This is a genomic window from Streptomyces sp. NPDC007157 (assembly GCF_040634235.1).
GTDB lineage: Bacteria > Actinomycetota > Actinomycetes > Streptomycetales > Streptomycetaceae > Streptomyces.
This window is the reverse complement of record NZ_JBEYFE010000008.1, coordinates 40,922-60,651: the sequence shown is the minus strand read 5'-3', so window position 1 is coordinate 60,651 and position 19,730 is coordinate 40,922. Positions and strand designations below refer to the sequence as shown.

Annotated in this window: 16 protein-coding genes; 7 read left to right on the top strand and 9 right to left on the bottom strand. The window is 69.7% G+C overall.

Annotated features, from left to right (window positions below; genetic code table 11):
- The first annotated feature begins 58 nt into the window (after window positions 1-58).
- A complete protein-coding gene (locus tag ABZ642_RS16790; protein ID WP_360483679.1) occupies window positions 59-1,081 on the top strand; it encodes a RelA/SpoT domain-containing protein in 1,023 nt (340 codons plus the stop codon).
- 1,349 nt (window positions 1,082-2,430) lie between these two features.
- On the opposite strand, the gene ABZ642_RS16785 is transcribed toward ABZ642_RS16790, so the two are convergent.
- From ABZ642_RS16785 to ABZ642_RS16775, 3 genes are all read right to left on the bottom strand, one after another.
- Entirely contained in the window at window positions 2,431-3,312 is an 882-nt protein-coding gene (locus ABZ642_RS16785) for a DUF5677 domain-containing protein (protein WP_360483677.1), read from the bottom strand.
- A 62-nt stretch (window positions 3,313-3,374) separates the two neighbouring features.
- Complete coding sequence (locus tag ABZ642_RS16780) at window positions 3,375-4,622, bottom strand: XRE family transcriptional regulator (RefSeq protein WP_360483674.1); 1,248 nt, start codon at window positions 4,620-4,622, stop codon at window positions 3,375-3,377.
- Between the two features lie 160 nt (window positions 4,623-4,782).
- A complete protein-coding gene (locus ABZ642_RS16775; RefSeq protein ID WP_360483671.1) occupies window positions 4,783-5,118 on the bottom strand; it encodes a winged helix-turn-helix domain-containing protein in 336 nt (111 codons plus the stop codon).
- Between the two features lie 208 nt (window positions 5,119-5,326).
- Here ABZ642_RS16775 and ABZ642_RS16770 point away from each other — a divergent pair, with 208 nt between their 5' ends.
- The 6 genes from ABZ642_RS16770 (at window position 5,327) to ABZ642_RS16745 (ending at window position 11,135) form a co-directional block, all read left to right on the top strand.
- The gene (locus ABZ642_RS16770) at window positions 5,327-5,689 is read left to right on the top strand and encodes a hypothetical protein (RefSeq protein ID WP_360483668.1); all 363 of its coding nucleotides are present in this window, start codon (window positions 5,327-5,329) and stop codon (window positions 5,687-5,689) included.
- A complete protein-coding gene (locus ABZ642_RS16765) occupies window positions 5,686-6,468 on the top strand; it encodes a hypothetical protein (RefSeq protein WP_360483665.1) in 783 nt (260 codons plus the stop codon). Before ABZ642_RS16770 ends, ABZ642_RS16765 begins: the two co-directional genes overlap by 4 nt.
- 2 nt (window positions 6,469-6,470) lie before the next feature.
- Entirely contained in the window at window positions 6,471-7,016 is a 546-nt protein-coding gene (locus ABZ642_RS16760) for an HNH endonuclease (protein ID WP_360483663.1), read from the top strand.
- Window positions 6,980-8,686: an ATP-binding protein gene (locus ABZ642_RS16755; RefSeq protein WP_360483660.1), complete on the top strand. Its 1,707-nt coding sequence runs from the start codon at window positions 6,980-6,982 to the stop codon at window positions 8,684-8,686. Before ABZ642_RS16760 ends, ABZ642_RS16755 begins: the two co-directional genes overlap by 37 nt.
- 251 nt (window positions 8,687-8,937) lie before the next feature.
- Window positions 8,938-9,177 carry a helix-turn-helix domain-containing protein gene (locus ABZ642_RS16750; protein ID WP_360483657.1) on the top strand — a complete coding sequence of 80 codons (240 nt, stop codon included), beginning with the start codon at window positions 8,938-8,940 and terminating at the stop codon, window positions 9,175-9,177.
- A 701-nt stretch (window positions 9,178-9,878) separates the two neighbouring features.
- Entirely contained in the window at window positions 9,879-11,135 is a 1,257-nt protein-coding gene (locus tag ABZ642_RS16745) for a tyrosine-type recombinase/integrase (protein WP_360483654.1), read from the top strand.
- A gap of 457 nt (window positions 11,136-11,592) precedes the next feature.
- Here the strand turns inward: ABZ642_RS16745 and ABZ642_RS16740 are convergent, their stop codons facing one another.
- The 6 genes from ABZ642_RS16740 to ABZ642_RS16715 form a co-directional block, all read right to left on the bottom strand.
- On the bottom strand, window positions 11,593-12,066 hold the full coding sequence (locus tag ABZ642_RS16740; RefSeq protein WP_360483652.1) for a hypothetical protein: 474 nt from the start codon (window positions 12,064-12,066) through the stop codon (window positions 11,593-11,595).
- Between the two features lie 183 nt (window positions 12,067-12,249).
- Window positions 12,250-12,609 (bottom strand): hypothetical protein, encoded by a 360-nt coding sequence (locus ABZ642_RS16735; protein ID WP_360483649.1) that lies wholly within the window; start codon window positions 12,607-12,609, stop codon window positions 12,250-12,252.
- 36 nt (window positions 12,610-12,645) lie between these two features.
- On the bottom strand, window positions 12,646-14,028 hold the full coding sequence (locus ABZ642_RS16730; protein WP_360483646.1) for a Cys-Gln thioester bond-forming surface protein: 1,383 nt from the start codon (window positions 14,026-14,028) through the stop codon (window positions 12,646-12,648).
- Between the two features lie 472 nt (window positions 14,029-14,500).
- A complete protein-coding gene (locus ABZ642_RS16725; RefSeq protein ID WP_360483644.1) occupies window positions 14,501-14,968 on the bottom strand; it encodes a single-stranded DNA-binding protein in 468 nt (155 codons plus the stop codon).
- A gap of 269 nt (window positions 14,969-15,237) precedes the next feature.
- The gene (locus tag ABZ642_RS16720; RefSeq protein ID WP_360483641.1) at window positions 15,238-17,376 is read right to left on the bottom strand and encodes a YfjP family GTPase; all 2,139 of its coding nucleotides are present in this window, start codon (window positions 17,374-17,376) and stop codon (window positions 15,238-15,240) included.
- Between the two features lie 432 nt (window positions 17,377-17,808).
- Window positions 17,809-19,416, bottom strand: coding sequence for a dynamin family protein (locus tag ABZ642_RS16715; protein WP_360483638.1), 1,608 nt, complete (start codon window positions 19,414-19,416; stop codon window positions 17,809-17,811).
- Between the last annotated feature and the right edge of the window lie 314 nt (window positions 19,417-19,730).

Here is a 19,730-nt window from a genome sequence, read left to right as displayed (position 1 = left end):
ACCGACCGCGGCAATAACCGCAGGCGGTTCGTCGGCGCGGCCCTGTACGGTCGCGACCATGAAGAAGTGGGTGGTCCCCGAGAACTCGAACAAGCGCGTCCAACGCGCGAGCCGGACGATCGGTAAGGGGACGGGCACGCCCGAGGAGATCCAGGAGGCGCGGGACGTACTGAGCAACTACCGTCTCGCCCACGCATTTCCTCTGAACGCGGTGACCGTGACCGTGCGGCAGCGAGCGCTCGCAGTGAACCCGAACGCCGTCGTGGCCGAGCGCCGGAAGCGCCTGCCCACGATCCTGGACAAGCTGAAGCGCCACCCCACGATGAGCGTGACCACCATGCAGGACTTGGGGGGCTGCCGGGTGGTCTTCGACACCGTCGCCGAGGTGGACGCGTTGGTCAGCGTCCTGGTGGACTTGCCACGGAGCCAGAACCGCGTCAAGAAGGTCTACGACTACCTACGTGATGACCCGGGGCCACGCGACTCTGGCTACCGGGGTGTTCACCTGGTGTACGAGTACGGAGCCTCGAAAAAGGAATACACCGGCCTGCGGATCGAGCTGCAGGTGCGCACGCTGCTCCAGCACGCCTGGGCGACCGCCGTCGAGACCATGGATTTGTTCTCGGGCAGCGAGCTGAAGTACGGGAAGGGCGACGCGGATGTGCTCAGGTTCTTCGCCCTGGTCGGGTCGCTCATGGCGCACAAGGAAGGCACCATCGCGGTACCCGGCGCCGAGGGGACGCGGGAGGAGTTGGCGGCCGAGTTGGCGCGCCTGGAGGCGAACGTCGGCGTTCTGGAGCGGCTACGGGGCTACGCGGCGATCGTGGGCGAGCACGCCAAGACGGACCGCCGGAACACCCTGACCCTTGAGCTCTGGCGGACCAAGGGACAGCTCACAGTGACGGTACACGAGACGCTGGCCGCCGCAGAGGCCCGGATCACCGAGTTGGAGGCAATGGACGACGAGGACCTGGACGCGGTGCTCATCAACATCGCCCGGATCAGCCAGCTGCGCGACGCGTACCCGAACTACTACGCAGACACCGGCCGTTTCACCGAGTTCGTCGAGGCGTGCCTTTAGCCGGCCAGGGCACAGGCGCCGCTCACTGCCCCTGTCTCGACTCTCCACTGAGCGAAAAGCGGGGGCCGGTCGTTCCGCCCGGGCCGCCGTCCGCGAGCGCCCCTTGGCAGGACGGCAATCCAGGGGGCGGCATCGGCAAGGTGGGCGCGGGCCTTCCAGGGGGAGGCGGCAGATACGGCAAGCCCCCGTCGGCCCCGCCCCCTGGATTGCCACACGGCTTTTCAAGGGCTGGCCATCCCGCCCCCGCCCCGCCTGAAAAGCCGTCCCTACTCCCTGTGGCGGTCGTGGTCGGTCACCTCGCTGATGCTGGCACACGTCGATTGGAACGGCCCCCGGTGTCAACCGAGGACACGCAGGCCGGCGTCGGGGACACGCCACGGGACACGGGCCGGTCTAGGGCTGACCACGTGGAACCGACCGCGCCCCGGCTGCGGCGGCCGATGGAAGGAGTGGTCTACGGCCGCACGCTTCCTGGCGGCTCGCTCCGCTCACGCGGCGACCACTTCGGGGATAGAGGCTGTGTACGCCCCTCAGGGCGCCTGTACTGCCTCGCGGGTACCGGAGCCTGAACGGCCGCCTGCTCCTCACGGCACGCCCGCGAGACGGCAGTTTCCGCCCGCTCTACGCGCGCGTGCGCGTAGAGGCCTCCCCTCGGAAACTGCGGCAGCTGGGCAACGCGCAGGTCAGGGGGTGTTGATGGGGGTCAACCGGCACCATGAGCGCAACCGGCGGCATCAAACGCCGCAAATCGGGCAGCGCATCACCCTGACGTAGGGGTCGCGTACGAGCAAGAGGAGCACTCCCGGCCGGCGTGTGCTCCTCTTGTTCGTACGCGTGAGTAGCAATCCGGAGAGGCGTCCCGCCTGGATTGCTGCGTTGCAGGCCCCTCCCGGTTCACGGCGCCGACTGAGGCTCTTCAGGAGCGGGCGCCACGCTCCTCCTGAAGAGCCTTCCCTCCTCCTCTCCTAGAGAGTTGAGGGAAAACAGTGTCCGCAGCGTCCGCAAGGTGCCACTCACCCCATCTGACCTGCACTTTCCCTGCGGACGCTAAACAAAATGTTTAGCGTCCGCTAGCGTCCGCAGCGTCCGGGCACGCTCTGCCACTAAGAGCGCCTTTCCGCAGGTCAGAGGGACCCTTAGGAGGGAGAGCATTGCGGACGCTAGCCGCTCTGGAACGGCGAAGAGACCACCCATCGCGCCATGGTGGTCTCTTCGCCGTTGGCTCACCGCAAGGGCGGGGCGAGCGGGAGCTCCCGAGCGTCGCCGCGCGCGAGCGGAGCGAGCTGCCAAAGAGCGCACGGCTTTGGGCCGTTCCTGACCGATGCTTCTTGGGCAGTTGGGCGGCCCAGCTAGATCGGAAGGCTCGGCCCGGACACTCGCTGCGCCATGAACGCACCTGCATTCCGGAGCCAGAGGTCAACTTCCCTTTTTGGAGCGGAAACTTTTGGAAGCTGCTGCCAAAGCTGCATGAAATGAATGATTGCCATATATAGAGTCTGAGCTTCTCTTTTCGCCACCCCTGCGATCAAGTCCAGGGAAACATTCAGCTCTTCTTTAATCTCCGCAAACGCCTCCGCGATCACCTCTTCTTCGTACTGGACGAATAGGTCAGCCGCAAAAACGCCTGGGGCGGCATGCGCCTGTTCCGACCAGGTCGTAAAGAGCAAAACATACTGCCGTATGCGCATCGAATCTGGCGAAGATTCCGCCAAGTCACGCGTCGTTTTTCCGCTCCAGCTAGACCGCCAACGAGTTGTGCCGTCGGCTTTCGGAGGAAGCTTGAAATCGTCATAATGCTTATCCAGGGTATCCCTGACAGATGCCTCCCACCGAGTACCCTCAGGGCGTCCGCGCTCCTTCTCGTAGTCCATGCGCCTGACTTCGGAGAGGAAGTACTGGAGTAGCCCAAAGGCGTTGTACTTACTAATCGCGGTGCCGCGATCGGGGAAGGAAGCCAGGTGCTCCATGTTCACAAGCAACTCAAACAATTGGCGAGTCACGGCCGCAGCATGCTCCCAATAGCCTTCACCGATCAGCAATCGGGCTGCTTTAAGTCCCTTAATTCCTCGCTGAAGCACGCGGCCATCAAAAGCAGTGTGAAAGCTATCGGAGTCCGCAACCTGTGCAGCTGATCGCTCTGCGGCAATGGCTACGTCTCCAACTATGTCGAACAGAGGCTGAAGTCGCGTATCCAGAGCGGCAGTATCGGGCCGCTCCTCACTGGTGGCCATTGCCGTACCTTAGCTGCCTCCGCTGCCGTTGACGAGAGGTTTTCGGCGCCTTCTCTAGCAGGTCACTGCGGGAGGAAACCAGGAGCCGACTGACCTAGATCCCGTAGGTGGGCAAGGTATTCCTGAGCGGCAGGCTCCGTTGCGTAACTCCGCCTCATCTCCGCCGCGAGTTCGCGGCTCGTCATGATGAGGGACGGCACAGATCGACGCTCCCCTTCGAGAGCCCGCTCCCCCATGATGAGCGCCTGTTCCAGGTCGCCCTCCCGCGCAGCCGTCACACCCAGGGTGACCCGCGCTTCCGCGTTACGCATGGGAGATCGCTCCGTGCCGTCGAAGTCCGTGCCCGCGCGCAGAACTTCCTCAGCGAGAGTGCGCGCCAGCTTGTCCTCTCCCACGAGGCGGTAGCAGTCCATCGCATAGAAGTCGAACTTTGCCGGGTCCACCACAAAGTGGTTGTCGAGATTCTCGGGGTGCGGCATCGCTTCGAGCAGATTACGGCCCCGATCGAGCGCGACCTCAACCCGTCGGCGGTCCCCGAGTCGGGCCCACGCCTTGGCTTCCTGTCCAGCAAGCTGTACGGCTACGCCCTGGTGGGCAGCGACCTCGGTACCGGCCTGCGCTGCTGCGATGACCCCTCGATAGTCGCCAGTCGTGAGGGCGAACCAGGCTCGCATCTCGTGAGCCCAACCAGCGACTTCGGCATGCTCAGACTCTGTCGCCAAAGAGAGCGCGGCCCGTCGCGTCGACTCGGCGGCGTGCCGGTCGCCCATGTCGTACTCGACGCACCCAACAAGGAGGGCGAGCCATCCGGAGAGCGCCAGCACTTCGCGGTGCTGCGCGAGAGTGAGGCTCTTCGAGTGAAGCTCAACGACCCGGCGGAGCCACTGGCGCCCTTCGATGAGGAGCTGTGCGCTCGGCATGTACGGGTACTCCGAGCACAAGCGATCGGTCGTGATCCGTAGCGCGTCAAGCGTGGCCGCATCCACGTCGGACCGGTTCAGACGGCTCACGATTTCCAGCGTTTCCATGCCGCTCACAGCCAGGATCTCCCTGCCCCCGTCGCGGCGCGCCGGCGCGGGGAAGAGGGCGTGCGTTACGGTGCCGAAGACCGCCGCGATAAGCGGCCGGTAGAACTCGTTGGGGATCTGTCCGGACTCCCACCGCTTCCACTGGCGGATCAGGCTTTCATCTGCCGGAAGCTCTTCCTGAGCGTGCGCTCGAAGCGCCTTCACTGCGTCTCGCTGAGACCAGTCACGCGCGGCCCGCTCAGCCGCGATGCGCTGCGCCCATGCAGGCCTGCCGTCGCTCATACGCTCCTCCTCCGAGTGGCTACCTGCCGAGTCTCGCGCTTCGCCCCCGGGGACAGGGAAGGGGACAGCAAAGGGACAGTGGACATGTCCCCAGCTCTCACGTCTGCCCCCTCAGTGTCACTTACCGGTCGCACTCGGTTCGCCGCATGCTGGTTGCAGATCAAGCACCACTCGCAGGAGGGCGCCTTTCTAGCGCTTCCACCCGTTCAGCCAACTCCTGAATCAGGGAGCGGATTTCATTGATCTCGGCTCGCACGTCGTCATGCGGAACGGTCCCATCACCAACGAAGTTACCGAGGTTGCCGGCCGACACAATGAGCCCTTCGGCCCTGAGCGCGGCCAACCCGTTCTGGACGGTCTGGCTGGCGAACCCGAAGCGCTCGATCAGCTCCCGCTGCGAGGGGAGCTTGTCACCAGGCTTCATCCGCTTGACTTCCTCACGCAGCGCGTCGGCGACCTGCATCGCCTTGGGCTTGGGCCCTCCTGTGACAGTCATGCCCTGAGCGTACCCACCACAGCGAACTAGTGCACACCACTCCGTAAGGGTTGTGCACCACAGCAGACTAGTGCAAGCTAGTTAGCAAGCGGCTCCCGGAATCACTCAGGGATCTCGCGAAAACGCCCTGGTCAACGCCAGGAAAAGCAAGGAGCGGCCTCCACCGCCAAGCAGATAGCCGCTCCCTGACCCTCGAAGGGGTACATCCATGATGCCTGCATCTCTCCTGTCCGGTCTTCCGGCTCTGCCCGGCCGTCGTGTGAACGTCTTCGGTGAGCCGGACGAAGAGGAGTTCGTTCGGGTCGCGGTCCCGGTCGTGGCGCACCTGTCGTTCGCCGACATGCTCGGACTGCTGATGGAGTCGGGCGGTCTCGTGTACGAGGAGCTGGACGACGACCAGGCCGTTCGGGACGCGCTGAACTTCGCGATCCTGGCCACCGACGTGGTCATGTTCGAGGAGCACGCGGCCAACGCCCTGGCGGCCCTGCACGGCCGTGGGGACCGGGCCACCGTGAAGTGGGCCCGCGCTCTGGCCGCCGCGATCACCCGCGTGTACGGGGTCGCGGCGTGACGAACACGACGGACGCGCTGTACGCGCAGGTCGCTCCAAGTGCGGCGCCGGTCTTCTCCCTCACGGAGATGGACCGGCGCCCCGCCGGGGAAGACTTCCCCACCATCCCGATCATGGGGCTGGAACTGACGGTCACGGAGGCTGCCGCCGCGCTGTTCGAGACGAGCGCCGACGAACTGGCCGTGCCGGTACCCGACACCGACACCCTCTACGACGCGCTCAATGGCGCCGTGCGCACGCTCGGTCCGGCCGGGATCGCGGGCATCACGCCCACGTTCGAAGACCTGCCTGCCGGGGAGTTCTCCGAGGTAGCCGACTGCCGCCGGTTCGCCTACCGGCTCGCCCTGTCGTTCTGGTACGAGGGGGCCCGCTCCCGCCCGATGACGGCCGGGGAAGTCGGTGTGGCCATCTACCTGTCGAGCCTGGACCGGTACCGCATGGCGCAGTTCCGGGAGCTCCCGCGCCGCAAGCTGCTGGTGGCCCGTGCCATCCACGAGGGTGTGACGGCCGTGCCAACCGAGACCCTGATCCGTCTCGGTGCCGTCATGTCCGGCGAGTTCGGCCGGACCGCCGACCGCGACCGGGACCGGGAGTGGCTGTACAAGCAAGCTCTGCCGGACTATCACCGCCGCCGGTTCGCGTTCGACCTGGTGCGATGGGACCGCAGCCAGCCCGCGCCCCTGATCGTGCGTCCGGACGCTGGGGGCTACCTGGTCGGCCTGACCCCGCCCGCCGCGCCGGATGGCCTGTGGCTGCGGTCGGCCCGGACGGAGTGGTGAGCATGGGCGTTCACCCGATCAACTCCGCCAAGCGGCGCGTGCGCAAGGAACAGCTCGCGCGCCGCCACGGGCAGCACTGCGCCTACTGCCGCCGTCCGTTCCCGGACCTGAGTCTAGCCACCCTCGATCACATCGCGCCCAAGTCGCTGTGGTGGACGTGGTCGGTCACCTCGCTGATGCTGGCGTGCCGCGACTGCAACCGGGCCAAGGCTGACCGGTTCCCGCTCTCGCTCGCGCTGTGCCTGCTGCGGTGGGCCGACCCGACTCAGCCGACCGTCGACCCGGCCGTCTGGCTCCTGCTGGCCCGACTCGCCCACGCCAACCGGTCGACCTTTGAGGCGGTGTGGGCGCCCGACTCGATCGACCGTCGATCGACCCCTGACCTGCGTGACGAGTCGGGTCACGCCCTGCGTCACGGCCCGCTGCGGTCGGCCCGACCGGTCTGCCGTGCGGTCGTGCGCCGTGCGTCGATCCGACCCGACTGCCTGCGCGCACCCCGACCTGTGCGGACGTGCGCGCCCCCGACTGGAGAGGCGGTGTTCGCGTGAACGCTGTGAATGGCAGCGTGAACGGATCGGCCCCGCGCGTGAACGGGTCGACCCGACCCGTGAGCCCGATGAACGGCCCTCTGAACGAGACAAGCAACCCCGTGAACGCCCCGGGCAAGGCCGTGAACACCCGGCGCGGGTCGGCCGCGGGCGTGGGGGACGACGGGAAGCCGCCGCCGGCCGCCGCGCGAATCGTGGCCATGGCGCGTGCGGACTACCGGTTCGTCATGTCCACCGACGGCCGCCCCTACGCGGTCGCTCTCAACGGCCCCAACATCGGGCTCCCGCTACGGGGCAAGGCAGGGCTACGGCAGCGTCTCGCCCGCCAGTTCGCCGACGCCCACCCCGGGGAAGTCGCCTCACAGTCCGCGCTCGCCGACGCCATGACGGTCCTGGAAGGCATCGCCGAAGACGACGACCCAGTGACCGTGAACCTGCGGGTGGGCCGCGATCCGTCCGGCGCGATCGTGGTCGACCTCGGCAGTGCCGACGGCCGCGCGGTCGTGGTCTCCGGGATCGGCTGGCAGGTGGTCGACCGGGCCCCGGTGCTCTTCCGCCGCTCCGGCGCGATGGCCCCCATGCCCGAACCCGTGTTGGACGGTGACGGCCTGGCCAAGCTGCACGCGCTGCTGAACATGGATGAGTCCGCGTTCCATCAGCTCGTTGCCTGGCTCATCGCAGCGTGGATCCCGGATATCCCGCACCCGGCGCTGGTCTGCAAGGGCGAGCAGGGCACGGGCAAGTCCAAGGCCGCGCAAATGTTCATCAACCTGATCGACCCGTCCCCGGCCGCCAAGCGCAGTCAGCCACGGGACGAAAAGGCGTGGTCGCGGCAGGCGTTCAGCTCATGGGCGCTGTGCCTGGACAACATCTCCACCATCCCGCCATGGCTGTCGGACACCCTGTGCAAGGCCGTGACCGGTGACGGCGTGGTCGACCGTGCCCTGTACACCGACGACGACGTGGTGGTGCTCACCTTCAAGCGGGTGCTCGCCATGACCACGATCGACGCCGGGGCGCTCGCGGGGGACCTGGCCGAACGCGTCCTCATGCTCGACTTGCAGCTCATCGACGCGACCCGGCGCCGGTCCGAAGAGGAGTTGGACGCCACGTTCGATCTGGTGCGCCCTGCCGTGCTGGGGGCCCTGTTCGACGTGCTGGCGTGCGCGCTCGCCGTGCTGCCCTCGGTTCGGCTGGAGTCGATGCCGCGCATGGCTGACTTCGCCCGCGTGCTGGCGGCCGTCGATCAGACGCAGGGCTGGAACACCTTGGGCGACTACCTGGCCACGTCGGCGAATGTCGCCATTGACGCGATGGAGGGTGACCCGTTCGCCCTGGCCATCGCCCACCTGGTCGACCAGGTGGGTACCTGGCAGGGCACGGCTGGACAGTTGCTCGAAGTGCTGGCCGTGCCGTTGGTGAGGCCGAAGAACTGGCCCGTGGACGCCACCCGCGCGAGCGGGCGCGTCAAGAGGCTCGCCCCGCTGCTGCGGTCCATCGGGATCACCGTGGACGACACGCAGCGTAGCCGGGACCGGGAGCGACACCGACTCCTCACGCTCTCCCGCGCACCCACCGAAGAGGAGTCAGCGTCCGCACCCGAACAGGCCTCTCTCTGGCGAGAGATCGGCCCACCACGGGAGCGTGATACCTGGCCTGAACAGGGATGACGTAGCCGGAAGACCATCCGGGCCGGGCCGCGCACAAGCGGCCCGGACACGTCGAACCTGCGGACGCTACAGCCGTCCAGCGTCCGCAGTGTCCGCACTAGCGTCCGCAACCCTCACCCCGACTGACCTGCGCCAATCCGCCGTTGCGGACGCTAGGACGCTGCGGACGCTGAAATACACCAACTCTCTAGAACGGCGACCGGCACCACTCCCCCGCACCGCCCCCACGGACACGAGGAGTCATCAACCGCATGGCCACCGAAGAGCCGACCGACCCGCGCGCCCTCCTGCGCGGCGGTCTCCCGGACCGCTACCTGACCCCCGAAGACCTGGTCACCATGTTCAGCCTTCCGAGCGTCGAAACCGTCTACGCCTGGCGCCGCAAACGCATCGGCCCGCCTGGCTTCCGCGTCGGCCGATACCTCCGCTTCAACCCGGCCGCCGTACAGGCATGGGAGACAGACCGGACTGCCCTCGAAGACGCCGCGTGAACTGCTGCTAGACCTAGCACTCGCCCCTGCTAGGTCTAGCAGCCCCACTAGCGGCCTATTCCGCCCCTGGCCTGCGATCTAACGTCTAGCGGCCCGTCCGCCGACACCCCCGAAACCGGCCCGGACGGACGGGGGAGGCAGCACCGGCCCCGCTGGGGAGGCGGGGAGAACTCCCCAACTGCCTCCCCGGCCCGCATCCCCCGCACTGATCAGCGCAAAGACCCGTTCGGGGAGGCGGGGAGGCACCGCCGCAGCCGCCCCGAACACCCCCTCACAGAGCCTCGCGCGGCCCCTGCCTCCACCTCCCCGCCGCGCCCCGGCGGACACGACGCGAGACAGGGAGGCACGGCCCGCCGGCCAAGGGAGGGAGGGAGAACTCCCTGACCCCCTCCCTAACCCAACTCCCTCCACCTGATCAGCGCAGATGGCCTCTCAGGGAGGCAGGGAGGCGCACCCCCGGCACCCCGAAAACCCCCTCAGGAAGGCACCCGAGACCCCCTGTCTCAGCCTCCCTGAACCCCGGCCCAGCCCTGCTACCGGTAGCACCCGCACCCGCTACCGGTAGCAACCCCGCTAGCACCCCAAACCCCAAGTGATCAGGCCTGTAGCGAGTAGCAGGCCTGGCCCAGCACACCCCGAAACCGGCCCGACGGGACCCGACCAGCCCGCGGCGCCCTGCTACCGAGAGAGGAGTCAGCCGCATGGCTGGCTACGTTCAAGACCGTTGGTTCAAGGAAGAGAAGACCCCGGAAGGCAAGACCGTCCGCGTCAAGACCGACCGGCACGGCATCGGTTTGCGCTACCGGGCCCGCTACTTCGGCCCCGACGGCACCGAGAAGTCCGAGAGCTTCCCGGACCGGCAGAAGGGCCGGGCCGACAAGTGGCTAACCCGCATTGAAGCCGACATGGACGCGGGGAACTACGTCGACCCGAAGGCCGGTCAGATCACCTTCGGGGAGTACGCCGAAAAATACCTTGGCGGGCTGACTGGAGACCAAGTCAGCCAAGAGGTCGTGTGCCGACGAATTCGGCTCCATGCGATCCCCTACCTGCGTACGCGTCCGATGGGTTCGTTCAAGCCCGAGCACGTACGTACGTGGCTGAACAAGCTGCAACTGGCCGTACCGAACGGCACGTACCGGCGCGCCATCTACGACTCGGTTTCGGCGTTGTTCAACGCTGCGGTGGACGACAAGGTGCTGAAAGCGAACCCTTGTCACGCGCAGTCGGTCAAGGCACCGGTGCCGGAAGACCGGCTGATCGTGCCGTGGCCCGAAGGGCGCGTTGTGGCCGTTCGCGCGGGACTGCCCCCGCGTTACGCGGCCACTGTGGATGCCGGCGGGGGCTGCGGGCTGCGTCAGGGGGAGGTGTTCGGGCTTGCTGAGGACAACGTCGACTTCGCCACGGGGTGGCTGCATGTCCGCCAACAGATCAAGCGCGTAGGCGGGGCCCTGGTGTTCGCCCCGCCTAAACGCGGCAAGCTCCGGGATGCGCCCCTCAGTCCCGTTGTGGGGGCAGGCTTGCGGGAACACATGGCGCTGTTCCCGCCGGTGCCTGTCACGCTGCCTTGGAAGACACCGGACGGGCCGTCGATGACGTTGAAGTTGGTGTTCACCAGCGGTGTAGGCAAGGCAATTTGGCGGAGCCACTTTGACGACTTCGTATGGAAGCCCGCTCTCGCCCACGCGGGTGTCATCCCTCCCAGGGTGCCGGGCCAACGGCGCTATGCCGCCGCCCCGGATGACGGGATGCACGCGCTACGGCACTTCTACGCCTCGGTGGTCCTGGAGGCCGGGAGTAGCATCAAGGCTCTGAGCGTCTACCTGGGGCATTCCGACCCAGGTTTCACGCTCAAGATCTATACCCATCTCCTGCCAAGCAGCGAGGAGAAGGCGCGCGCGGCTGTGTCGTCGGTGTTCCAGCGCATCCACCCGTCGGAGCTCCCAGAAGCAGCCTGACAGACCGCTACCGGCCCCCAACCGGCCCACGGCCCCAAACCGGCCCCTGTCTTGCGGCTCCGCCGCTGGTCAGGGGCCCTTTATGCTCTCGGGCCGCCAGACACACCCCATCTTGCCTGACGTCCAGCCTCGGGTGTTAACCCGTTTGGTGCGGGGGCTGTGACCTGGGGTTTCGGTGCTGGTCACGGTGGCCTGTCTGTCACTGCCGGTGGTTGTTGAATGACCTCGGGGAGCCTCGGACGGCTCAGGGACGGCCCAGGAGTGATCACTCGACAGAGCGCCTGGCGGTCGGCACGCAGGAAGCCATCTCCGCGATCGGGCGCGTGTTGGTGTGATTCACGCCCCTGCAGCACGGTGATTCGGCCCCACTCCGATCGGGTGCCGCACGCGAGTACCTGGTCCAGGCCATGGCACCGGACGGCCCTGGTGCGAGGCGTCGCCGATCGCGCGGCGTGCCTCAACGGAGGGTGGCCACAGCTTCGTGCCGCCCGGAAGGCAGAAGGTCGACGGCGAGGTGGAAGCACAGCTCGGCGCTCAGCGCGAACAGTGCCATCAGCAGTGAGTAGAGGGTCTTGTCGTTGGCGAGAAAGCTCCCACCGAAAGCGGCGGCACCGATGACCAGGAGCGCCCCGAGCACGGTCCAGAACGCGACCGCGCGCTGACGGAGCAGCACGGCGCGCGTCGCCGCGACGATCGACAGCAGGACGAGCGTGAGGCCGAGCACTGTGTGTACGGCGAGGGCGAGGGTGCCGTGTCCGACCGCCCAGGCGAAGCTCTCGTAGGCCCTGATGCGATCGGCCCCCGCCCGAGAGTCCCGAGGGCGAATCGGAAAGAGGCCGTAGAGGTTGATGACCAGGCCGACCCCCGCCTGCACAAGCACCAGAAAGCCGGTGGCGAGCAGGAGGCGGCGGACGGCACTGGGAGCGGCCATGAGAAGACCATACACAGAGTAATCTCGGAATGCGGAGAGTGACCATGCTGGTGGGGTGCGGTGCCTGCCGTGCCTTCGGCCCGGACGTTCGACCGCGCGGAGGACGACTCGGGGAGCAGCCCCGGCCGTGGGTCGCGTGAACGGTGTCAGGTGGTGCCGTGGCCCGCATCCCATGGGGTGGGGTCAGTTAAGGCCGGTGGAAGGCTTCTGGAGTGTTCGGTGGAGCAGGAGGGTGGTCACTGCCGCCGCGCCCACGACTCCGGCCGCGCGCAGGGCGTGGGAGGAGCGCCAGGAGAGGACCGACCAGCGGGACTGGGCCGACAGGAGGGATCCTGTGCTCAGCCATGAGCCTGCTGAGACCAGGGACAGCGCCGAGCCGATCGAGCCGACCGAGAGGGCGCTGCCGATCGAGCCGACGGACAGGGCCGAGCCGACCGATCCGATGGACAGTACGGATCCCACCGAGCCGATCGACAGGACCGAGTCCTGCGACCACAGGGACAGGACCGAGTCGGACGGGGTGCTGCGGGGCGACTTGGTCATGGAGCCATACTGCCCCGCGGGGCCTTTCGGCGGGGGTCAGTCGCCCGTCGGGTTCTCGCGACGACGGAGGACCACCAGGACCGCACCGCCGATCACCACCAGGCCGATGGCGACGCCCGTGATCACGCCGGTCGCCGAGTCGCCGCCGGTGGCGGCGAGGTTGACGTCGGAGGCGGTGCCGCCGACCGACGCGGGGCTGGGCTCGCTGAGGGTCTGGGTGGTGAGCCCGCTCTCGACGGCCTGGGTCCTGCAGTCGAAGACGCCGGTGAAGCGCCGTTCGAGGCTGTTGGCGCCGGTGATCGTGAAGTCGTAGACCTGGTCCTCCTGGAGCGGGATGGTCACCGTCCGCGAGGTGTTCGCGGGGATGGTGTGCTCGGTGCCCATCAGCTCGAAGGTGAACGGCTGGTCGCCGGTGTTGGCCGCGGTGATGTCCACGCCGCCCGCGGCGCAGTTCTTCTCGGCCGACAGTGCCGGTATCGCGCCCTGCTCGGCCCAGGTCGCGTTCGCCGTCGCGGTGACCGTGGACTCGCTGGAGCCGGCCAGGATCTGCGTCTGGCTGCGGCTCTCGGAGGTGAAGGCGCGGCCGACCGGGACGGTGGTCGACGTCTGGACGGTGAGTTCGGCGGACGCGTCCGTGGCGTCGTCGGGGACCTTGAAGTACAGCTCGCTGCCGTTCCGCGCCGCGGTGACCGGCTTTCCGGTCCTGTCGGTGATCCGTACGCCGGTCAGGGCCGCGTCGGCGGGCGGGATCACGGTGACGGTGCGCGCGTTGGTGTGGACCTTGACCGGGCCCAGCAGGCCGCCCGGACGGCCGGAGACCGCGGGCGGGTCCAGGGTCAGCGAGGCCTGCGGCTCCGACTGGCCGCGGGCGCTCTTCTCCAGGTAGTCGGCGAGCTTCTCGGCCTGCGGGTCGACGGCGTCGACGTCCGCACCGTCGGAGTAGCGCCAGATCGCCACCTGGGTACCGGCCGCCGCGTCCTGCTCGGTGAGGGTGCCGGCGCCGGCCTTGCGGGCGAGCGCGGCGAGATCGTTGACCTGCGGGTAGGAGTTCTGCAGGATCCAGCGGATCCTGCCGGCGTTCTTGTTGGCGCCCAGCGAGGTGCCGCTCCAGGCCGTCTCGTGGTACTTGGCGTCCCGCTGGGTGGGGTTGTGGAGGTCGACGCAGTACGTCTGGAGCATGCCGCCGCCGTCCACCGACATCTCGAACAGGCCCGCGGCCACCTGCTCGTCGCCGCTGTCGCCGTGCACGACGGCCTCGCCGTAGGTCTTCAGGCCGCTTATGGTCGCGGTCGCCCCGCTCTGGCTCTGGCCGGTCCCGTCGTCGGCCGCGGCCCGGCCGGCGCCGGTCAGCGCGGCGGCGGCCACCAGCCCGGACACCAGTGCCGCGGCGGCGAGGCGGGCCACGCCTCTCGCGGACACGGGCGTACCGGAGTGCCTGGCGGACGCGCCGGGCGCCGAGGGACCAGAGAACGCAGCGAGCACAGAATTCCCCTTCGAGCAGGACCCCTTGGAACGCGGGGGGTGGTCCCACCAGCAGAATCAGCGACCCCAAGGGCCACGCCCGGCATCCTATGGATCAGCCGGACCGCCCATTCCCGGTGAGATGGTCGGATGAGCGATCCGATCCGTAATCGTTATCGCGGAGCCCCGAATGGGCGGCGCTTATCGATAAATCCACCTGGCCGTCGTGGCGGGCACTTCGCAGCGCATTCACCGATAAGCCGTCAAGGGGCGCCGAACGGGCCGCAGTTCGGGCAGCCCGTGGCGAACGACGCGGCTCTCGGGGCGACTTCACGTCACCGCGACCGGTTCCGGTTCACGTCACCGCGACCGGTTCCGGTTCACGTCACCGCCACCGGTTCCGGTTCACGTCACCGCCACCGGTTCCGGTTCACGTCACCGCCACCGGTTCCTGCTGCTGTCGCGCGGGGATGTCGGGGGACTCCTCCGGTGTCTCCCAGTTCGGCTCCGGGCGAGGCGGTGCCGGTGCCGCCGTCTCCGGCTTCCCGGCCCGCCGGAAGGCCGCCGTACCGCGGGCGAGGTCGTGGCCGATCGCCACCGCGTCGATGTCGGCGGAGGTCCACTGCTGGCCCTCCCGGGTCTCGGTGCGCACCTTCAACCGTCCCTGCACGACGACCGGGTCGCCGACGGACAGCGAGGCCGCCGCGTTGGTGGCGAGTTGCCGGTTGGCCCACACCGTGAAGAAGTTGGTGTGGCCGTCCGTCCAGGTGCTCTTCTCGCGGTCCCAGTAGCGCGAGGTCACCGCCAGCCGGAACCGCGCCGACGGCCCCGCCGCCAGCTCCCGGTAGACCGGCTGCGTCGCCACGTTGCCGACCGCGCAGACCAACGTCTCGTTCATCACGAACCCCTCCCTCACCCGGCCGCCGGGGCCGGGGCGGATCCGCGTACGGGCCCGTCCCGTACGGCTGTGTCCATCGCGGCGGCCGCCCTCGTGGCGATCGCCGCGGGACCAGACTGCCGCCGCCGGGCCGGACCCGCCGAGCGCTGTGGACCACCGCCGGCCTGTGGAAAAACCCACCACCCGGACGAGTGACCCGCATCCCCGCGACGGGCCTCACCCCGCCCCGCCGGCGTCACGTCACCCCACCCGGCCCCGCCGGCGTCACGTCACCCCACGCCCGCCCCCGTCCGCGTCACCCGGCCGTACTGCTCCCGTACCTCCCGGTAGCGCAGCAGTTCCGCTGCCACCGGGTCCAGTACCCGGGCCCGGCCGCATCCGGCCGCCGCCTCCCGCAGTCGGCGTTCCGCCTCCAGGCCGTACCGCCGGGCCGGTCCCCGGGCCGCCATCCGGCAGCCCCATTCGACCAGCGGCCCGCCGACGATCCCGGCGACCATCAGAAGCACCGGCACGCCCAGGTTGGGCGCCACCACCCCGGCGATCTGCCCGACCAGCCACAGTCCGCCGACCACCTGGAGGAGCGTCATGGCGGCCTGGGCGAGCACCGCCACCGGCCACCAGCCCGGCCGGGGCGGCCGCCCCGGTGGCAGCCCGGCCTGTGCGGCCAGGTCGTCGAGAGCCTCCGACAGGCCCTGCGAGCCGCGTACGGCCGCCTCCCGCACCGCCTGCGCCCAGGGCGCGGGCAGTCCGGCCGAGGCCCGGTCGGAGACCGTGCGCACCGCCTGCTCGACGCGCTGCCGCGCGGTGGCCTCCTCCTCCGGCTGAGCCTGCTGCAGGCGCCCCGTGGGCGGCTCGCCGCGCCCCTGGCGCCAGCGCCACAGCCGCAGCCAGGGGGTGCCGCAGGCCCGGTTGGCATTGCGCAGCCAGGCGCGTTCGGCGGCCTCGCCGGCGGCGGTGGCACCCACCGCGTCGGCCAGCCGCGCGGCGAAGTCGTCGCGCGCCTCCTCGCTGAGACCGGCGCGGCGCCCGGTGGCGTACACGGGCCGCAGCCGGGCCGCGGCGGCGTCCACGTCGGCGGCGACCCGGCGGGCCGCCGCGCCCCGCTCGGAGACGAACTGGCCGAGGCTCTCGCGCAGTTCGCCGACGCCGTCCCCGGTGAGGGCGGACAGCGCGAGCACCGTGGCGCCCGGTTCGCCGTACTCGCCGAGCGCGACGCCGTCCTCGTCGAGCACCCGGCGCAGATCGTCGAGGACCAGGTCGGCGGCCTCGCCGGGGAGCCGGTCGGTCTGGTTCAGGACGATGAACATGACCTCCGCGTGACCGGACAGCGGCCGCAGATAACGCTCGTGGAGCACCGCGTCGGCGTACTTCTCGGGGTCGACGACCCAGATCACCGCGTCCACCAGCTTCAGGATCCGGTCGACGTGTTCGCGGTGCTGGACCACGGCCGAGTCGTGGTCGGGCAGGTCGATCAGGACCAGCCCGCGCAGCTGCGCGTCCGCCTCCGGGTTGTGCACGGGGCGGCGGCGCAGCCGGCCCGGGATGCCGAGCCGGTCGATGAGGGCCGCGCTGCCGTCGCTCCAGCTGCACGCGATGGGCGCGGCGGTGGTGGGGCGCCGTACGCCGGTCTCCGAGATGGCGACTCCGGCGAGCGCGTTGAACAGCTGTGACTTGCCGCTTCCGGTGGCGCCGGCGATGGCGATGACGGTGTGCTGGCCGGAGAGCCGGCGCCGGGCGGCGGCCTCGTCCAGGACCCGGCCGGCCTCGGAGAGGGTCTGGCTGTCGAGGCGGGTGCGGGACAGGCCGACGAGTTCGCGCAGCGCGTCGAGGCGGGAGCGCAGCTGGCCGTCGTAGGCCAGCGGGGCGGGGGGCGGGGCGCCCGGGCCCCGGGCCTCCACGACGGGGGCGGCCGGTTTGGCGGTCTCGGTGACCCGGCGGGCGATGAGGCCGTCGTCCCAGACGTCGTCGTCGGCGGCCGGGTCGTCGTCGCCCGGCTCACGCCGCTCGCCCGGCTCACGCCGCTCGCCCGGCTCACGCCGCTCGCCCGGCTCACGCTGCTCGCCCGGTTCACGCTGCTGGCGCTGCTCGCGCTGCTCCCGTACGCGCGCGTGCGGCACGGTCTCGGTGTCGGCGGCGCCCTCGGCCGGGTGCGCGGGCTCCGCTCCGGTCCCGTCCCGCCGGTCCTCGGACCCGTCCGGCACGGAGTCCTTCGCGGCGGCGTCCTTCGCGGCAGCGCCCTTCGGGGCCGGCCCGGAGTCCTTCCCCGAGCCCTCCACCGAGTCCCTCCCCAGGCCCTTCCTCGGGCCCGTCTCCACGCCGGTCCCCGGGCCCTTCCCCGAGTCCCTCCCCGAATCCCTGACCGACTCCATCACGGTGCCCTTCGCGGTGTCCTTCACAGAGGCCTTCACCGAGGCCTTCACCGGGTCCGGACCGGAGTCGTGGACGAGGTCCGGACCGGACTCCCGTCCAGGGACCCGCCCGGCTTCCCGTCCGGGCTCCCGTGCGGATTCCCGACCCGAGTCCTGGCCCGAATCCCGGCCGGACTCCCGGCCGGACTCCTGACCCGCCTCTCGTCCCAGCACCCGTCCCAGCTGCCGTCCAGGCTCTCCTCCCGGCGCCCGTCCCGGCTCTCCTCCCGGCGCCCGTCCAGGCTGTCGAGCCGCCTCTCCTCCCGGCTCCCGCCCCGCGTCCGGTGCGGGGTCCGTCGCGGTCAGGCCGCTCTCGAAGTCACCGGTGTACTCACCGACGGGGTCACTCGGGCGGTCACCTGTGTAGTCACCGGTGTGATCCATGCGTTCCATGTGATCCGTGTGGTCGTGGTCAGTGACGGCGGTCACCGGTCACCTCTCCTTCTGGAGGACGGACAGGGCGGCGATGAGTTCGGCCTGGGGTTCGGGGTGGACGTCCAGGGCGTCCAACGGGGCGAGCCGGCGTTCACGTTCGGCGTGCATGACGCGGTCCAGGTGCTCCCCGAGCAGCCGTCCCGCCCGGTCACGCAGCCGCAGCGCGCCGTGGGCGCCGATGCGTTCGGCGAGCCGCTCCCCCGCCACCCGGGTGCGGCGCCCGCCGAGCAGCGCGGTGGCCACCAGGGCGGCGACCGACTCGGAGTCCGGTGCGACGCTGCGGTCGAGCTCGCGCACCTCGTCGTCCGCGTACTCCTCCAGCTCGCGCCGCCAGCGCCGGACGGCGATGCCGATGCGGTGCTCGGCGCTCTCCAGGGAGGGGTCGCGGCCGGTGAGCCCGGAGGCGGCGGAGGCGGGTTCGCGGCGCCAGGAGTCGTCGACGCGTTCGTCGGCGGCGGTGACGGCGCACAGCAGCAGCGCGGCGAGGCTCTCCACCAGGGCGTCCAGGAGTTCGCCGGCGGCGCAGTCGACGGGGAAGGCGCGCCAGCGCTTGAGGGCGTCGCCGGCGAGGACGGCGCCGTTCTGCAGCCGACCGCGCACGCGCGCGTGCTCGCTGTCGTAGGCGGTCTCGACGGCGGAGGTCAGCCGCAGGCCCGCGGCGTACTGGGCGGCGGCGGCAGCGGCCAGCTCGGGCAGCCGGGCCTTGAGGGAGTCGAGGACGCCGTGGGCGGTGCGGGCCAGGGTGTGCCGGCGGGCGCCGGGGTCCTGGGCCTGCTGCAGGAGCCAGGCGCGCAGCGGGGCGACGGCGGTGGCCGGGAGCAGCCCGCCGCCCCAGGCGGACTCGGGCAGCTCGGGCACCGTGAACCGGGGTACCTCGCCGAGCCCGGCCTTGGTGAGGAGGGCGCCGTACTGCCGGGAGACCTCGGAGACGACCGTGTGCGGGACCCGGTCGAGGACGGTCACCAGGGTGGCGTCGTACTCCTTGGCGGTGCGCAGCAGATGCCAGGGGACGGCGTCGGCGTAGCGCGCGGCCGTGGTGACCATCACCCAGATGTCGGCGGCGCAGATGAGTTCGGCGGCGAGGACACGGTTGTCCACGACCAGGGAGTCGATGTCGGGGGCGTCGAGGAGGGCGAGTCCGCGCGGGAGACTGTCGATGGTCTCGACGCGCAGCACGCGCCCGGGGTTCTCGCCGGGGAGGAGGGGGTCGTCGCCGGGCTCCTGGTGCGGTACCCACACGCGTGCGAGGTCGGGCAGCACCCGCATACCGCTGAACCAGTGATGGTCCTCCGGATGACAGACCAGGACCGGTGTGCGGGTGGTCGGCCGCAGCACACCCGCCTCACTGACCCGGCGGCCCACCAGAGAGTTGACGAGTGTCGACTTGCCGGCACCGGTCGATCCGCCCACGACGGCCAGAAGCGGCGCTTCGGGCTCTTTGAGCCGGGGCACCAGATAGTCGTCGAGCTGGGCGAGCAGTTCGTCGCGATTGGCACGCGCGCGTGCGGCCCCCGCCAGGGGCAACGGAAAGCGTGCGGCGGCGACACGGTCGCGCAGAGCGGAGAGTGTGTCGAGCAGCTGGGGCCGTACGTCCAAGGTCACCACATGCGAAGAATGCCCAATTTTAGGGGAATTCTGAAGCATATAGACATGTCTGCGCGCCGACAGAACACAACGGGCGGAAGGGACGACTGGGACGGAGGCACAGTCCAGGCATAACGAGTGCACAACACCCGGTGCGTCAGGCGCCAAAAGCGATGCACGATTCGTACCTGCCTGCGATTATCAGGACCGCTTCACCGAACCTCCACATTGAGCCACGGAGGCGAAGCAACCGGGACGAGGACCGGGGAGTTCTATCCTTGTCCCCGGCAACGTCACGGACCGGCCCGACCGGGGCAGTACGTACGAGGCCAGCA

Excerpts from the sequence above, each read along its gene's own strand:
- ABZ642_RS16790 (WP_360483679.1), top strand. The coding sequence starts at position 59 with ATGAAGAAGTGGGTGGTCCCCGAGAACTCGAACAAGCGCGTCCAACGC.
- ABZ642_RS16785 (WP_360483677.1), bottom strand. The coding sequence starts at position 3,312 with ATGGCCACCAGTGAGGAGCGGCCCGATACTGCCGCTCTGGATACGCGA.
- ABZ642_RS16780 (WP_360483674.1), bottom strand. The coding sequence starts at position 4,622 with ATGAGCGACGGCAGGCCTGCATGGGCGCAGCGCATCGCGGCTGAGCGG.
- ABZ642_RS16775 (WP_360483671.1), bottom strand. The coding sequence starts at position 5,118 with ATGACTGTCACAGGAGGGCCCAAGCCCAAGGCGATGCAGGTCGCCGAC.
- ABZ642_RS16770 (WP_360483668.1), top strand. The coding sequence starts at position 5,327 with ATGATGCCTGCATCTCTCCTGTCCGGTCTTCCGGCTCTGCCCGGCCGT.
- ABZ642_RS16760 (WP_360483663.1), top strand. The coding sequence starts at position 6,471 with ATGGGCGTTCACCCGATCAACTCCGCCAAGCGGCGCGTGCGCAAGGAA.
- ABZ642_RS16750 (WP_360483657.1), top strand. The coding sequence starts at position 8,938 with ATGGCCACCGAAGAGCCGACCGACCCGCGCGCCCTCCTGCGCGGCGGT.
- ABZ642_RS16745 (WP_360483654.1), top strand. The coding sequence starts at position 9,879 with ATGGCTGGCTACGTTCAAGACCGTTGGTTCAAGGAAGAGAAGACCCCG.
- ABZ642_RS16740 (WP_360483652.1), bottom strand. The coding sequence starts at position 12,066 with ATGGCCGCTCCCAGTGCCGTCCGCCGCCTCCTGCTCGCCACCGGCTTT.
- ABZ642_RS16735 (WP_360483649.1), bottom strand. The coding sequence starts at position 12,609 with ATGACCAAGTCGCCCCGCAGCACCCCGTCCGACTCGGTCCTGTCCCTG.
- ABZ642_RS16725 (WP_360483644.1), bottom strand. The coding sequence starts at position 14,968 with ATGAACGAGACGTTGGTCTGCGCGGTCGGCAACGTGGCGACGCAGCCG.